Here is a 15,066-nt window from a genome sequence, read left to right as displayed (position 1 = left end):
TGGCTGAACAAATCTAAAAACCTTGTTGGATAAGACTTTTAGACTTTTTTGATCTCAAAAAGTGCCAGACGGGAGTCATCGGGGCGAAAATTCTGGGACTTTTTCCCTGAGAATTGGGTAATTGACCGTCTGAAAATGGGTAAAACCCCACACCCCACACCCCACACCCGTTCGGACCTCGGCGTGAGCTCGGTCGAACGCTGAGCTCACGGCCGAAGCCCACACCCCACACCCTGCCCCCACGAAAAACTTTTTGCCGCAGACCCTATTTAAACCCCCCCAAGCTCGATCGCCAGCGATCACTAAAAGACCACTTCGGTAATCACACCCTCAATCGCTCCGAAGCGAGAGCGAGAACCTAAGACAATTCGATACAATATTGTCAACAAGCATTAAGCGATTTAAACTATCGATCGAAGGTAAAAGTCCCGAAGTTATCGAAATCTAGGGGGAGACAAAAACAAGCATGGGTAGAGTAGTAGGCATTGATCTAGGGACAACTAACTCCGTCGTCGCCGTGATGGAAGGCGGAAAGCCAGTGGTCATCGCCAACTCGGAGGGCATGAGAACCACTCCTTCTGTGGTCGGTTTTAATAAAGATGGCGAGTTAGTCGTCGGTCAAATGGCCCGGCGACAGGGGGTACTTAATCCCCAAAACACCTACTATGCAATCAAACGCTACATAGGTCGTCGCTACTCGGAATTAAACCCCGAATCGAAGCGCGTCCCCTACACCATCCGCCGGGATGAGATGGGCAATATCAAAATTAAATGCCCCCGTCTGCAAAAAGAATTCGCCCCCGAAGAAATTTCCGCCCTAGTTTTACGGCGATTGGCCGAAGAAGCCAGCCGTTATCTAGGGGAAGAAGTCACCGGGGCCGTCATCACCGTCCCCGCCTATTTTAATGACTCCCAACGTCAAGCCACCCGGGATGCGGGCCGAATTGCGGGGTTAGAAGTGATGAGGATTCTCAACGAACCCACCGCCGCTGCCCTTGCCTACGGTCTCGATGAACAGGAAAGCAAGAAAATCCTCGTTTTTGACCTGGGGGGCGGTACTTTTGATGTTTCTATCCTGGAAGTGGGTGACGGCGTTTTTGAGGTGAAAGCCACCAGTGGCGACACCCAATTAGGCGGTAATGATTTCGATAAAAGAATCGTCGATTGGTTAGCCAATCAATTTTTGGAACAGGAAGGCGTGGAGCTGCGCCAAGACCGGCAAGCACTACAAAGACTCACAGAAGCGGCAGAAAAAGCCAAAATTGAACTATCTGGGGTCAGCGTCACCGATATTAATCTACCCTTTATCATCGCCACGGAAGACGGCCCCAAACACATCGAAACTCGTCTGAGTCGGGCCCAATTTGAGGAATTATGCGGCGATTTAATCAGTCGTCTCCGTCGTCCTCTCAAACGCGCCCTGTCTGATGCCGGTTTGTCCCCCGTCCAATTAGACGAAGTGGTACTGGTGGGCGGCGGCACGCGGATGCCGGTGGTGAAGGATTTAGTGCGGAGTTTTATCGATAGGGAACCCAATCAAAATGTTAACCCTGATGAGGTTGTAGCGGTCGGGGCGGCTATTCAAGCGGGAATTTTGGGCGGCGAGGTCAAAGACGTGCTGCTCCTCGATGTGACCCCTTTATCCTTGGGTTTAGAAACCATCGGCGGTGTGATGAAAAAGTTAATCCCCCGCAATACCACTATTCCCGTCCGCAGATCTGACCTTTTTTCCACTTCCGAAAATAATCAAACTGTGGTGGAAATTCACGTTTTGCAGGGGGAAAGGGAAATGGCCAGCGATAATAAATCCCTGGGACGTTTTAAATTAACCGGTATCCCCCCCGCACCCCGGGGTATTCCGCAAGTGCAGGTGTCCCTCGATATCGATGCTAACGGCATTCTACAAGTCACCGCTAGGGATAAAATGACCGGACGGGAGCAAAGTGTCACCATTCAAGGCGCTTCTACCCTCAGCGAAGGGGAAATTAACCGCATGATCGGCGATGCTGCCCGATTTGCGGAAGAAGATCGTACCCGTCGCGAAAAGGTGGATAAACGCAATCGCGCCCGCTCTCTGGTGGATCAAGCTCAACGACGCTTAAAAGATGTTACTCTCGATTTTGGTAATGAGTTCACCCGTTCCTATCGTCGTCAAATTGAGTCTTTGAGTACGGAAATTATCGACGCTTTGGAGAAAAATGATGACCGTCGCATCGATCGCGCCCAGGCGGATCTACAGGATGTTATCTATGAACTAAATCGCGAGGTACGCCTACAATACGACGAGGAAGACGAGGGCTTTTTTAGCGCTATTCGCAAGACTTTTACCGGGGATAAGGAAGATGATCTTCCCTCCGAACCGCGTCGCGATCGTTATCGTCAGGATTATCGTCCCACTACACCGGGTTATCAGAGTGATTATCGACCGAATTATTCAGCTAATCAAGATAGTTATCGCCCCCGCAATCAGGACAATTACTACAATAGCCGCGATAGCGATTGGCAAAGTCCCCCCCCTTCGGAGGAAAAAAGTTATAACAATAGTAAAAGTAACCGCAGCAGCGGCAATCGTTCCCGCAATATTCCCCCCCAAAATAACTGGGATGATGACGATGATGATTGGTTTTAATCAGTAAACAGTGATCAGTAATCAGTGAAAAGACAGTGGGAAACTACTATTTAATACTGCTCGCTTAATACATACTGCTCACTTAAAACTCAAATCTGATAACTGATAACCGATAACTGATAACTGATAACTGAATATATGCCACAATTAGTTAATTATTATGATGTTTTAGGAGTATCTCGCACGGCTACTGGTGACGAGATAAAAAAGGCTTTTCGACGACTGGCGCGTCAATATCATCCCGATGTTAATCCGGGGGATAAATCGGCAGAAGAAAAGTTTAAAGATATTAATGAAGCTTATGATGTTCTCTCCGATGAAGAAAAACGGGTTGAGTATAATCGTTCCTTGACGGGGATTAAGCGCCGTGGGATACGTCCGGGGGAAAAAGCCAATAGTAACGGTAATGGAAAAATCCCCCGTACAGAACAGGATCTATGGAAGTTTAAAGATTTTAATAACCTTAATACTAAGCGTGCTAAAATTGCCTCCTCTCCCCGTTTAACTCGTCGAGATGTGGAAGCAAAATTAACTTTACCTTTAGAGAAAGCCTATCAAGGTGGCAGACAAAGAATTCGTCTGGAAGATGGTAGATCAATAGAGGTTGATATGCCGGCAGCCATGATCGATGGGCAGAAAATTCGTCTCAAAGGTCAGGGTATTGAAGGGGGTGATTTATATTTAAAAATAACTATCGCTAGGCATCCTTTTTTTAGGATTCAAGGTTCTGATCTTGTCTGTCAAGTACCGATTACTCCCAGCGAGGCAATTGTGGGCGGTTTTGTGGAAATTCCTACCATTGACGGTTTAGTTAAAATGATGATTCCTAAGGGGTTAAAAAGTGGTCAAAGATTACGTTTGGCTAACAAAGGTTATCCCACTTCCCAAGGAGAAAGGGGCGATCAATTAGTGGAAATTCTCTTAGTTAATCCTCCCAATCCTAGCCCTGAAGAATTAGAACTTTATCAAAAAATACGGGCGATCGAAACTTTTAATCCTCGTCAAGGTTTATAAAGATTATGCTAGGTGGGTTACGGCAAATTTGAAATTTTTTGTCAAAAACATAACTTGTTCTTGCCTAACCCACCCTACACCTAACCCTTAATTCCTGTCTTTTTATGATAAATATAATTGATACAATTAAACCATTTTATCCCCTAGCTTTCAAGGCTATTCGGGGCAATTTAGAGGGAACACAAAAACAATTATTAAATACTCTGCAAAAAATCGATCAATCGCGGGGGGGATTTTGGGGACAATGGCTAATCTCACAATTATCAGAATCCCTCAGTTTTAGCGATTCTCGCCTATCGCAAAGTCTCTGGGGGTTAAATTTCTCCAATCCCGTCGGATTGGCGGCAGGATTCGATAAAGACGGTTTAGGGGCAGGACTTTGGCATAATTTCGGCTTTGGTTTTGCCGAGGTGGGTGCTGTCACCCTAGAAGGGCAACCGGGCAACCCAAAACCGAGATTATTTCGTTTACCGGAAGATTTGGCGGGATTAAACCGTATGGGGGCAAATAACCTCGGTGCGCCGGTTCTAGCGGCAACTCTCCAGCAATCTTGGCAACGACAACCCCGACAGATTCCCATCGGTATTAACCTCTGTAAATCGAAAAATACGCCCCTAGAAAAGGCTCCAGAGGACTATTTAGGCAGTTTTCGCTATTTATTCCCCCATGCTGATTATTTTGTCGTTAATGTTAGTTCTCCCAATACTCCCGGTTTGCGTTCCCTGCAAAGTGGGGAACAACTCGATAAAATCCTCGACATTTTACAAACAGAAAATCAAGGCAGAAAACCCCTATTAGTGAAAATTTCTCCCGATTTAGAATGGGAAGATATCAGAACAATTATCGAGTTAGCTTTCTCCTATCAATTAGCCGGAATTGTCGCTACTAATACCACCACTAAACGCACGGGATTAAAAACCACAATTCTGCCTGAAACTGGTAAACCAATCACTGAAGAAGCAGGGGGAATTAGTGGGCAACCTTTGCGGGAACGTTCCACAGAAGTGATCCGTTTTATCTATCAGCAAACCCAAGGCAATTTACCAATAATTGGAGTGGGAGGCATTTTTTCTCTCGATGATGCTTGGGAAAAAATTACCGCCGGTGCGAGTTTATTACAGATTTATACCGGTTGGTTATACCGAGGACCCTGGCTAGTATCAAATATTTTACAAGGATTAACAGAAAAATTAGAGGCTAATGGGTTGACTAATATTAATCAATCGGTGGGTTGGCAAGCTAACCAAGAATGAGCCAATTTTCTCCGGTAATTAGCAATAATTTCGGAAAAATTAGCTGAAATGTTGTCTGTCACCTTTGGGGATAAGATAAGATAATTAGGATAACTACAATAGGACTAATCTAGAGACTACAACCGCAGACAAATCGATCACCAAGTATGGAACTTTTTAACCAAACCACAATTCTATGTCAAAAAAATCATTTTTACCCGGTTGTTTAGTCGTCCTAGGACTAACAGCAGTAACCGCAGGAGGTGTCTATCTTTATCTACGAGGACAACTTCCTTGGCAAAGATTCACCCCCTTGCAATCGGCAAAAGTTATCCCAGAAACTGCCTTTGCTAGTAGTTTTGTCTCCACGGATGCAAAAGCTTGGTCAGTGTTAGCTAAATATGGTACACCAGAATCACGAACTGCGGTTAGTCAAGGACTAGAAGAGTTACAAAAAAATATCTTCACCGATAAGATTGATTATCAACGGGATATCGAACCTTGGATCGGTAGTATTAGCTTTGCTTTCCTTCCCGCAACTACCCCCGGACAATCGGAATTATTAACGGTTATCGGCATCAAAGATAAAATTAAAGCGTCGGAATTCCAGAAAAAACTACGACAAGAAGTTAATCGCAAAACTAGCACCAGTGACTACAAAGGTATTACAATTACTGCTATAGATTGGCAGGATAACACCACTATTTATACTGCTGTTACTGGCGATTTTTTGTTGATATCCTACGATAAAAAGGTGTTAGAAGCGGCGATCGATACCTATCAAGGACAGCCATCTTTTAGCAGTAAACCGGAAGTGAGAAAACTGCTTTCCCAATCCCTCAACCTACCCAATACCCTAGCGACAATTTATATCGATGATTATGCCGCAATCTTGGGACCAGATGCCAATTTATCTCCCCAAAGTCGGCAAGAATTAGCAAAAATTCAGGATATTGTCGCAGGAGTGGGTGTCACCGATACGGGATTACAGTTACAAATGGTGGCTAAACTTGCCCCTGAAACTATTTCTACCCTACCTTCCCCTAGCAAAAATAAAGTTTTAAATTATTTACCCGGAGATACCATCGCACTCTGGAGCGGTAATAATCTTAAACAGGGATGGGAAGAAGCAGAAAAACAGTCCCAAACTAACCCAGAATTACAAGTTTATCTGCGTCAGATCCGTGAGAATTTTCAGATGGCAACCCTTGACGCAGATAAAGAAGTTTTTAACTGGATGGATCGAGAATTTGCCTTCGGAATTATCCCCAACCAGCAAGCAGTGGGAGGGTTAGGTTTTGGGGGAATGATGATCTGGCAAACCGGCGATCATAAAGCGGCAAAAATTACCCTCGATAAGTTAAATGAATTGGTGAAAACTGTTCCCTTTATCACCATAAAAAACAGTCAAATTTCTGGCCAAGATGTGACTGAATGGAAAGCGGAAGAACAAGCTATTTTAACCTATGCTTGGCCTAATAATGATACCCTAAAAATGACCGTCGGAATTCCCTATCAACCGCAACCGAATCAACCGATTAGCAAAAGTGAGAATTTCCAAGCATCGATCGCAAATTTGCCTAAAAATAATCTCGGTTATTTCTTCATCGATGTGGAGCAAATTATCGCTAAAGCAGGGGGAATTAATAATCTTCCTGCCGGGGAATTAACCCCGGAAACAAAGGCCTTTTTAGAATCGGTACGCGGCATCGGAATTACTGCCACTATGCCTGATAAAACCACCAGTAAAATTGATGTTTTATTTTCCCTGAAACAAACTCCCTAAAAAGTAACCAACTAAATAAAGCGATCCACAGAGAATTATCTGACTATCGACAGATTCTTGGATGGCTTTTTTTAGTCCTAAAAATACATCGGAACAAGTCTCTAGGTGAGATAATTCTGGACAAATTGAAGCCGCTAATTCCGCTAAGGTTTCAGGATTAGCACTGCTATGATCAGGAACAGGAACTAAATATAAACTATCGCCTTTTCTTAATAAAGCTTGGAATATTTCCCGATGATCTTTAGTCGATAAAATACCCATCACCCAGATAATTTTTGGAGCCTTTAAACTATCTACATACTGCCTTAAACCAATAGCAGCAGCGGGATTATGAGCGCCATCTATTAAAATTTCTCGCTGACACCAATTAACGGTTTGTAAACGTCCTAACCAGCGAGTTTTTGCCATTCCTTCCTGCACGACTTCATCGCTAATTTGCCAACCTTGCTGACGTAAAATATTAACAACAGCGATCGCTATAGCCGAATTAGTTAATTGAAAATCTCCCGCTAAGGATAAAGGGTATTCTAACCCTTGATATTTGGCCCGATTATCGGCAATTTTTTCGGCAGCTTCTACCCATACCGTCGGACAATGTAACAGCTTGATTCTCTCCCTAACTACTCCCTGCGCTGATTCCGGTAATTGTCCGATAACTGCGGGACAATTCGCTTTTAATATCCCCGCTTTTTCGCCAGCAATATCGGCAACCGTCGGACCTAAATTTTGCCAATGTTCCCGACTAATAGAAGTGATGACAGTAACTAAAGGTTGAGCGCAAACATTAGTCGCATCTAATCTTCCTCCTAAACCCACTTCCATTACGGCAATATCCACCTTTTCCTGAGCAAAATACAGCCAAGCAGCGGCAGTAATTACCTCAAATTGAGTAGGACTTTCCTGCTGGGGATCGATAAGCGATTGTAGATCTTTAAGCAGGTTTTCTAAAGTCGCGGTTTCAATATTTTCGCCATTAATAGAGATTCTTTCTGTCCAATCAATTAAATGGGGAGAAATATAACGTCCGACTTTGTAACCGGCGGTGCTGAGAATAGAGGATAGATAGGCACAAACTGAACCTTTGCCATTAGTTCCCGTGACATGAATAATCGGAATTTTATCTTGGGGATTGCCTAAAATCTCCAGCAGATTTTTTATTCTTTCTAAACCGAGATTGACACCAAAACGCTGAAAAGATTGCAGTAAAGAATCGATAGTCATGGTTAGCAAACTATAAATAAAGGAATCCGGCTAGGATCGATACTCCTACCGGCACTGATGACCCTTTCTCTGGGTGATAATGTCTAAAGTTTGACTAAAATGCTCGGTTCTTTTTGGATCGGTAAAACATCAAGAGAGTCAATATTAGCGCAGTATTTTAAATCTTCTTGACAGTGGAGACGCAAGAGGCGCTGACCGTGACTACAACTGTGGAACATTCCTAAAAGATCATTTTGCCATTGACGATAAAGAGCGATCGAGGCGATAACCTCATCATTACCGATCGCCATTTGCCCCGATTGTTCTTGTAGCGCATCGGCGATCGCTCCAGCACAGGCCGTATCTTCCAAAGAATAACCCCCTTCCCAACCAGAGCCAACAATCCAGACGGTTTCGGGCTGCCTATCCAATAAGTAATTAACGGCAGCTTGCCGATTGATCATGGCCGCAGTGATCACGATCGGGGATTCTTCCACTCTTTGCAGAGCGCGGGTGCCGTTAGTGGTGCTGATAAACAGACGACGACCTTTCATTAAATCAGGGGTACAATCGAGGGGAGAATTGCCCAGATCGCAGCCTTCCACTTTCGCTCCGCCTCTTTCTCCTGCCCGGAGACGTTTTTCTGGTTGCCAGGTATCGCTCACCTGCATCAGGGTTTTCAGATCGCTGAAGGTTTGCACTGCTTCTGCACCGGCATTGAGGGCAGTGGCGATCGTGGTTGTCGCTCTTAAAACATCGATAACGACGGCGCAATCGGGTAGAGTATGGACGGGGGTAAGTTCGGGAGTATGATAAATGAAAACCTGCACGATTTATACCAAGTAAAAAGTAAAAGGGGAAATAAGCTCAACATACCGCCGCTCGGCGTTGCGCTGGCAGAAGAAAGACAAGGCCGATTTTATCACGATGGATGTCAGCTAGTTAAGCTGTTCTTAATTCAAATTGCTGGTGGAGATCAGGCAAGGGGGGGGCTAATCTAAGAATAAGCGGTTTAAATACGTCTTAGCTTAGGGACTTGCGCTTTGATAATGTACCTTTTGGGCGAACGCAGTTCGCCCCTACATTGTGGACAAAATCCGTTACTGTAGGGGCGCAAAGCTTGCGCCCTCCGATCGATTGGGATATTATTCTCACGCAAGTCCCTTATTACTTGAAATGCCCACGCGGATCACAAAATTGGCCAATTGTCAATAGGGTTTGAGATGCTCTCACCCTGTCGCTCGTCATGACTAAATGTTATAATTAACAATTATTATGCCTGCTAACTTCAAGATTCATGTCTGCTAAAGATCGTTTTCATGGTGCAGTGAGAAAAGGATTAGAAAAAGAGGGTTGGCTCATTACGGATGACCCTTTAAGGATTGAAGTGGGTGATGTAGAAATGTATGTCGATTTAGGAGCAGAGCAACTGATAGCCGCAGAAAAAGACAATGAAAAGATAGCCGTTGAAATTAAAAGTTTTATCGGTAAATCTAGCATTTCAGAATTTCATACTGCCATTGGACAATTCTTTAATTATCGTGTTGCTTTAGAAGAAAAAGAACCTAAAAGACAGTTATATTTAGCTGTTCCCTTAGATATTTATTATAGTTTTTTTGAATTGCGATTTATTCAAACTGTCGTTAAACGATTTCAAATTTACCTGATTATTTATGATCCGATTGGGGAGGTAATTGTCGAATGGAAAAATTAGAACAATATCGTCACTATGTCAAGCAAGTCATTACTGAATATTCTCAGATAGGTTCATCTAAAGATCCGATTGAACAACAATTGATTTTTGATACAGTTGGCGATCACTATCAATTGATGTATGTTGGCTGGAAAAATAGACGAAGATATCATGGTTGTGTTTTGCATCTCGATATTAAAAAGGGTAAAATCTGGATACAACATGATGGCACTGAGGTAGGAATTGCCAATGAATTAGTTAATTTAGGTGTTCCTAAAGAAGATATTGTTTTAGCCTTTCATGAACCCCTAGTCAGAGAATATACAGGGTTTGCGGTGGGTTAATCAAAGAGGGCGAATGCAATTCGCCCCTACAATAATATTATTGCGCCAATGGTAGGGGCGCACCGTGGTCAGTGAGTTTATCGAACTGCGTGCGCCCAAAATGTCCTATAGATATTTCGACAAAATTGAGATGCACCCAAATTATCCCTATTCTTCTTCCTTCCACACAAAAACCAGAAGAGCCAATTCGCCTAACCTAATCATAAGGTTAAGCGACAAACAGGATCAGCAAGAGACTTCGATTTTTTTACCTTTCTGTATTTTTTTGTTAACAAAACTTAACAATTATCGGCAAAATTTTGCTTGCTTTTGTCGGCAGATTTTGGGATAATATTTTTAAAAGATTTTATTCATAATGGAAATCTTTGCGTCTGAAAAAATTTTGCACAGATTTCCATTATAAGAAAAGCATAGCGCAAGTCGCCGGCAAAGTCAAGTCCTTTCCCATTAATTATGGGTTGGCTGAAAAAGTAGGGGCGATCGCTGGTTAAGATACAAGGTTTTTGAGCCACCAGCTTGAAAATCTTGCAGCTGCTTGGTCAAACAGGCCGCCAAACCCCTTATCTCGTCTATATTTCACATTTATTCAGCCAACCCCACCTAAATCTCTGCTGAAGGTGGAGATCAAAGGCTGTTTTAAACTAATACTTTACTGCGATCGTTAGAATTATCCCCAAAAATTGCCCCTCGTCGAATCAAATCCTGTTTTTGTTCGGGGGTGATCCCCGTTGCATCGATGAAGATAGCGTTTTCAACTTTCGCCCCACTCAGGATAGCCTCACTCAGGTTAGCCTCACTCAGGAAAGCCCCTCTCAGGTCAGCCTCAATCAGGTTAGCCCCCCACAGGTCAGCCCCACTCAGGTTAGCTCCTCTCAGGTTAGCCCCACTCAGGTCAGCCTCACTCAGATTAGCCCCACTCAGGTCAGCCTCACTGAGGTTAGCCCCACTCAGGTTAGCCCCCCACAGGTAAGCCCAACTCAGCTTAGCCGTCCACAGGATAGCGTTACTCAGGTTAGCCCCTCTCAGGTTAGCCTGAATCAGGTTAGCCCCTCTCAGGTTAGCCCAACTCAGATCAGCCTCACTCAGGTTAGCCCCTCTCAGAATAGCCTCACTCAGGTCAGCCTCACTTAGGTCAGCCTCACTCAGGTCAGCCTCACTCAGATTAGCCCCACTCAGGTCAGCCCCCCACAGGTGAGCCCAACTCAGTTTAGCCGTCCACAGGATAGCCTCACTCAGGTCAGCCTCACTCAGAATAGCCTCACTCAGGTTAGCCCCACTCAGGTCAGCCTCACTCAGGTTAGCCCCACTCAGGTCAGCCTCAATCAGGATAGCCCCACTTAAATCAACAAATCGTAGAGTTGTCTCATCGATTGTTCCCTCTCGAATTGCCTTAATTAATTCGGCTTTTTCAATAACTTTTGCATCTGTAGTGAACTTTGCTTTTTTGACGATAATTTCGGGTATATCGTCTGATTTAAGTTTATTGAGAAGGGCTTGCAATTCCCCCGATTGATGTAAATCTGCTAGGCGCTGGAGTCCATCTTCTGAACCTTCTAAAAATAGCCGAATACTGCCTTTAAGTTTCATAATAGGCTTGATCGTGTTGTCTCTGGCGATTTTTTGAATAAGGTTGTTAATCTTATCAATTTTCTCTGGTGTCAGGTCGTCTATCCCTACCTCAATAACTAATTCAAAAACTTTATCTGATTGCTGAGTTTGAGGTTGATTGTTATGATCAAATGTCTGAGAATTATCTCTATACCTTGCCAAAGCAGTAATAAGATTACTCTTTTCAATCTTTTCACCTGTTTGCTCTGACAAGATTTTAAATAAACTAGAAGCCGCATTCTTGATTGACTGTTCTTCTTGCCTAATTTCTTTCGCTAGATCACGATATGTTTTATCATCAAAAATACCTTTTAATATTTTTGTTTCCACGTCCGTTAATCCCTTGTTTGTATGCTTTTTTTTCAGATCATTAACCAGCATTTCTAATTCAGTCCATGAAAGGGTTTTAATTTCAGTCATTTTTAGTTCATTTATCATCATTTTTTAAGGGTAACAGGACTTAAGATTACTTTTCAGTACCCTGTCAGGTTACTTGAGAGTACCTAAAAAAAGTACCATTTTCATGACTTTCGAGTAACGACAAATAATCAGAATTTTTTTAATCTAGAGATAGTTCACCCCCTAAGTAAAAGGATTGATGATTATGTATAAATATTGGTTAAAGTACAGAGAAGACCTTGTTAGTCTTGCCAAAATTATCAGCACCATATTTGCGATCGCATCATTTTTAGGCTTCTCTTTTCCAGAGAAATTTCAACCCACTCCCTGCCAACCGACGGCAATTGTTGAAACCACGGAAGTTAGCACTAACAATTAGTCAAAGCGCAAAACTCGCCTAACCTAATCATAGCTTAGGCGACAAACAGGATCAGCAAGAGATTTCGATTTTTTTACCTTGCTGATCTCTGTATTTTTTTGTTAACAAAACTTAACAATTATCGGCAAAATTTCGCTTGCTTTTCTCGGCAGATTTTGCGATAATATTTTTAAAGGATTTTATTCATAATAGAAATCTTTGCGCCTAAAAAAATTTGCACAGATTTCCATTATAAGAAAAGCATAGCGCAAGTCGCCGGCAAAGTCAAGTCCTTTCCCATTAATTATGGGTGGGAATTTCCCGGAATCAAAAAAGGGGGTTAGTGGGGAGTCAGACCAAATATAGGTTACACTTCAACTTTAAATGAGAAACGCTGTCATTCTTTGTAGGGAATATGACTAGACAAACCGCTAATCTCGGACAAACAGGAATTGCCGTCAGTGCTTTGGGAATCGGGACTTGGGCATGGGGAGATAAACTATTCTGGAACTATGGCAAGGAATACGGAGCTAGTCAGGTAGAGGAGGCCTTTAAAGCGGCAGTAGAGGCAGGAATCACCTTTTTTGACACTGCCGAAGTCTATGGACTGGGGGAATCGGAACGACTCTTAGGAAAATTTACGCAAGAGACTGATATTCCCATCGATATTGCCAGCAAATTTGCCCCCGTACCGTGGCGATTGGGGGCGAATGCGGTTCATAATGCCATTACCGAGAGCTTAAACCGTCTAAAAACCGATAAAATTGCCCTTTACCAAGTACATTGGCCCTTCACCTTCCTAATTAGCCAAGAAACCCTAATGAATGCCCTAGGGGAAGAAGTAAAAAGCGGCCGGATTGGTTCCGTGGGTGTAAGTAATTATTCCGCCGAGCAAATGCGTCAAGCAAGCCAGATTTTGGCGAAAAAAGAGGTTCCCTTAGCGGTCAATCAGGTGCAGTATTCGCTTTTGTATCGCAAAATAGAAACTAAGGGAATTTTGGCCACGGCCAAGGAATTAGGTGTCACCATCCTCGCCTACAGCCCCCTCGCTCAAGGACTACTGACGGGTAAATATAGCCCAGAAAGCCAGAATTTGCCCGATGGAGCCAGAAAAGTTGACTCGCGGTTCAAAAAAGAAGGTTTGGAGAAAATAGCCCCAATTTTAAGGGTACTGCAAGAATTGGGCGCAAAATACCAAAAAACCCCCGCACAAGTCGCCCTCAATTGGTTAATCGCCCAAGGGGATGTGATTCCCATTCCGGGGGCAAAAACTGCGGCCCAAGCGATCGAAAATGCCGGGGCCTTAGGATGGAGTTTAGAAGCGCAAGAGGTGACGCAATTAGAACAGATGAGCCGGCCTTGGCTGTAAAAATCAAAACTTTTGATTTTTGATCACCATTCTGGAAAAAGTTTCTAACTTTTTGGTGATCAAGATTAAAACAGGCTACAATCTTTGCATACTGCTGTACTACTTAAGAAAACTGGGGAGAAAATTAATGGCGACAATGACAAGTAATCCCGATCGAGATAAGGCCTTAGGTTTAGTCTTAAATCAAATCGAGCGCAACTTTGGCAAAGGTTCGATCATGCGTTTAGGAGACGCCACCCGGATGCGGGTGGAAACCGTGCCTAGTGGTGCTTTAACCCTAGATATGGCTTTGGGTGGCGGTTTACCGAAAGGCCGCATCGTCGAAATTTACGGGCCGGAAAGTTCTGGAAAAACCACCTTAGCCCTCCATGCGATCGCAGAAGTGCAGAAAGCTGGGGGAGTGGCGGCCTTTGTCGATGCGGAACACGCTTTAGATCCCACCTATTCGGAAGATTTAGGGGTAGATATCAATAATTTACTGGTGGCACAACCGGATACGGGGGAGGCTGCCTTAGAAATAGTTGACCAGTTAGTGCGTTCTTCGGCCGTGGATATCGTTGTCATCGACTCGGTGGCCGCTTTAGTGCCGCGGGCGGAAATTGAGGGGGAAATGGGGGATAATCAGGTGGGTTTGCAGGCCCGTTTGATGAGTAAAGCCCTGCGAAAAATTGCTGGTAATATTGGTAAATCGGGTTGTGTGGTGATTTTCCTCAACCAACTGCGGCAAAAAATCGGTGTCACCTACGGCAATCCTGAAGTCACCACTGGGGGAACGGCCTTAAAATTTTATGCCTCGGTACGTTTAGATATCCGTCGCATTCAAACTTTGAAAAAAGGCACGGAAGGAGAATACGGAATTCGGGCTAAAGTTAAGGTGGCTAAAAATAAAGTCGCGCCTCCTTTCCGGATTGCTGAATTTGATATTATCTTCGGTAAAGGCATTTCCCAGGTGGGTTGTATGCTCGATATCGCCGAACAAACTAACGTGGTTACTCGTAAAGGGGCATGGTATAGCTATAATGGCGAAAATATTGCCCAGGGTCGCGATAATGCCGTTAAATATCTCGAAGAAAGGCCAGAAGTAGCGGCAGAAATTGAGAAGTTATTGCGGGATAAATTAGACATGGGTTCGGTTCCTTTACCCACGGAACCGGCCGATGAGGACGAGGAGGACGATCTGGAACCAGAAATCTAAAAGAAGAGGGTTTTAGGTCTTGGTTATCCCCCAGTTTTGGGGGATTTTTTTGGACTAGATCATGGTAATTCTATAGTGCTACTCCTTAGGTTTAGAATCTGACAGGGGGACAAGAAGGCTGAAATCCATATATCGTAAGCTTTTCATGGTTTTAGCTCGAAAAAGTTTGCCGCACCATCTCTCACTTATTAATAATAATTCCTAGTAAGCTCGCTCCTATCCCTAGTTCTTTCGTTAGC

Annotated in this window: 12 protein-coding genes; 9 read left to right on the top strand and 3 right to left on the bottom strand. The window is 43.8% G+C overall.

Features of this window, described 5'->3' with window-relative positions; all coding sequences use genetic code 11:
• Nucleotides 1-466: 466 nt before the first annotated feature.
• From dnaK to IM462_RS18345, 4 genes are all read left to right on the top strand, one after another.
• On the top strand, nucleotides 467-2,629 hold the full coding sequence (gene dnaK, locus IM462_RS18360; RefSeq protein WP_287700722.1) for a molecular chaperone DnaK: 2,163 nt from the start codon (nucleotides 467-469) through the stop codon (nucleotides 2,627-2,629).
• A gap of 138 nt (nucleotides 2,630-2,767) precedes the next feature.
• Entirely contained in the window at nucleotides 2,768-3,643 is an 876-nt protein-coding gene (locus IM462_RS18355) for a J domain-containing protein (protein ID WP_194015001.1), read from the top strand.
• A 104-nt stretch (nucleotides 3,644-3,747) separates the two neighbouring features.
• The gene (locus tag IM462_RS18350) at nucleotides 3,748-4,896 is read left to right on the top strand and encodes a quinone-dependent dihydroorotate dehydrogenase (protein WP_287700725.1); all 1,149 of its coding nucleotides are present in this window, start codon (nucleotides 3,748-3,750) and stop codon (nucleotides 4,894-4,896) included.
• A gap of 175 nt (nucleotides 4,897-5,071) precedes the next feature.
• Nucleotides 5,072-6,661 carry a DUF3352 domain-containing protein gene (locus IM462_RS18345; protein ID WP_287700727.1) on the top strand — a complete coding sequence of 530 codons (1,590 nt, stop codon included), beginning with the start codon at nucleotides 5,072-5,074 and terminating at the stop codon, nucleotides 6,659-6,661.
• Here IM462_RS18345 and IM462_RS18340 read toward each other — a convergent pair.
• Both IM462_RS18340 and IM462_RS18335 read right to left on the bottom strand, forming a co-directional pair.
• Nucleotides 6,635-7,882, bottom strand: a complete 1,248-nt coding sequence (locus IM462_RS18340; RefSeq protein ID WP_287700729.1) for a bifunctional folylpolyglutamate synthase/dihydrofolate synthase — start codon at nucleotides 7,880-7,882, stop codon at nucleotides 6,635-6,637. The two genes, IM462_RS18345 and IM462_RS18340, sit on opposite strands and share 27 nt — an antisense overlap.
• Before the next feature lie 83 nt (nucleotides 7,883-7,965).
• The gene (locus IM462_RS18335) at nucleotides 7,966-8,691 is read right to left on the bottom strand and encodes a 2-phosphosulfolactate phosphatase family protein (RefSeq protein ID WP_002759138.1); all 726 of its coding nucleotides are present in this window, start codon (nucleotides 8,689-8,691) and stop codon (nucleotides 7,966-7,968) included.
• A 467-nt stretch (nucleotides 8,692-9,158) separates the two neighbouring features.
• Between IM462_RS18335 and IM462_RS18330 the strand changes: the two genes are divergently transcribed.
• The gene (locus IM462_RS18330; RefSeq protein WP_002800967.1) at nucleotides 9,159-9,575 is read left to right on the top strand and encodes a XisH family protein; all 417 of its coding nucleotides are present in this window, start codon (nucleotides 9,159-9,161) and stop codon (nucleotides 9,573-9,575) included.
• The gene (locus tag IM462_RS18325; RefSeq protein WP_002748301.1) at nucleotides 9,563-9,898 is read left to right on the top strand and encodes a XisI protein; all 336 of its coding nucleotides are present in this window, start codon (nucleotides 9,563-9,565) and stop codon (nucleotides 9,896-9,898) included. The genes IM462_RS18330 and IM462_RS18325 overlap by 13 nt, the downstream gene beginning before the upstream one ends.
• A gap of 636 nt (nucleotides 9,899-10,534) precedes the next feature.
• Here IM462_RS18325 and IM462_RS18320 read toward each other — a convergent pair.
• Nucleotides 10,535-11,947, bottom strand: a complete 1,413-nt coding sequence (locus IM462_RS18320; protein WP_287700731.1) for a pentapeptide repeat-containing protein — start codon at nucleotides 11,945-11,947, stop codon at nucleotides 10,535-10,537.
• A gap of 163 nt (nucleotides 11,948-12,110) precedes the next feature.
• On the opposite strand from IM462_RS18320, the gene IM462_RS18315 reads away from it, so the two are divergent.
• The 3 genes from IM462_RS18315 (at nucleotide 12,111) to recA (ending at nucleotide 14,827) form a co-directional block, all read left to right on the top strand.
• Nucleotides 12,111-12,284, top strand: coding sequence for a hypothetical protein (locus IM462_RS18315; RefSeq protein ID WP_164502961.1), 174 nt, complete (start codon nucleotides 12,111-12,113; stop codon nucleotides 12,282-12,284).
• Nucleotides 12,285-12,678: 394 nt separating this feature from the next.
• Nucleotides 12,679-13,632, top strand: a complete 954-nt coding sequence (locus IM462_RS18310) for an aldo/keto reductase (RefSeq protein WP_287700732.1) — start codon at nucleotides 12,679-12,681, stop codon at nucleotides 13,630-13,632.
• 127 nt (nucleotides 13,633-13,759) lie between these two features.
• Nucleotides 13,760-14,827: a recombinase RecA gene (gene recA / locus IM462_RS18305; protein ID WP_002800964.1), complete on the top strand. Its 1,068-nt coding sequence runs from the start codon at nucleotides 13,760-13,762 to the stop codon at nucleotides 14,825-14,827.
• Nucleotides 14,828-15,066 lie beyond the last annotated feature (239 nt).

It is taken from the genome of Microcystis sp. M144S2 (assembly GCF_020246065.1).
In the GTDB taxonomy this organism is placed as follows: domain Bacteria; phylum Cyanobacteriota; class Cyanobacteriia; order Cyanobacteriales; family Microcystaceae; genus Microcystis; species Microcystis ichthyoblabe_A.
Note: the sequence above shows the minus strand (reverse complement) of the source record. Positions and strands in the feature narration are given on the sequence as shown.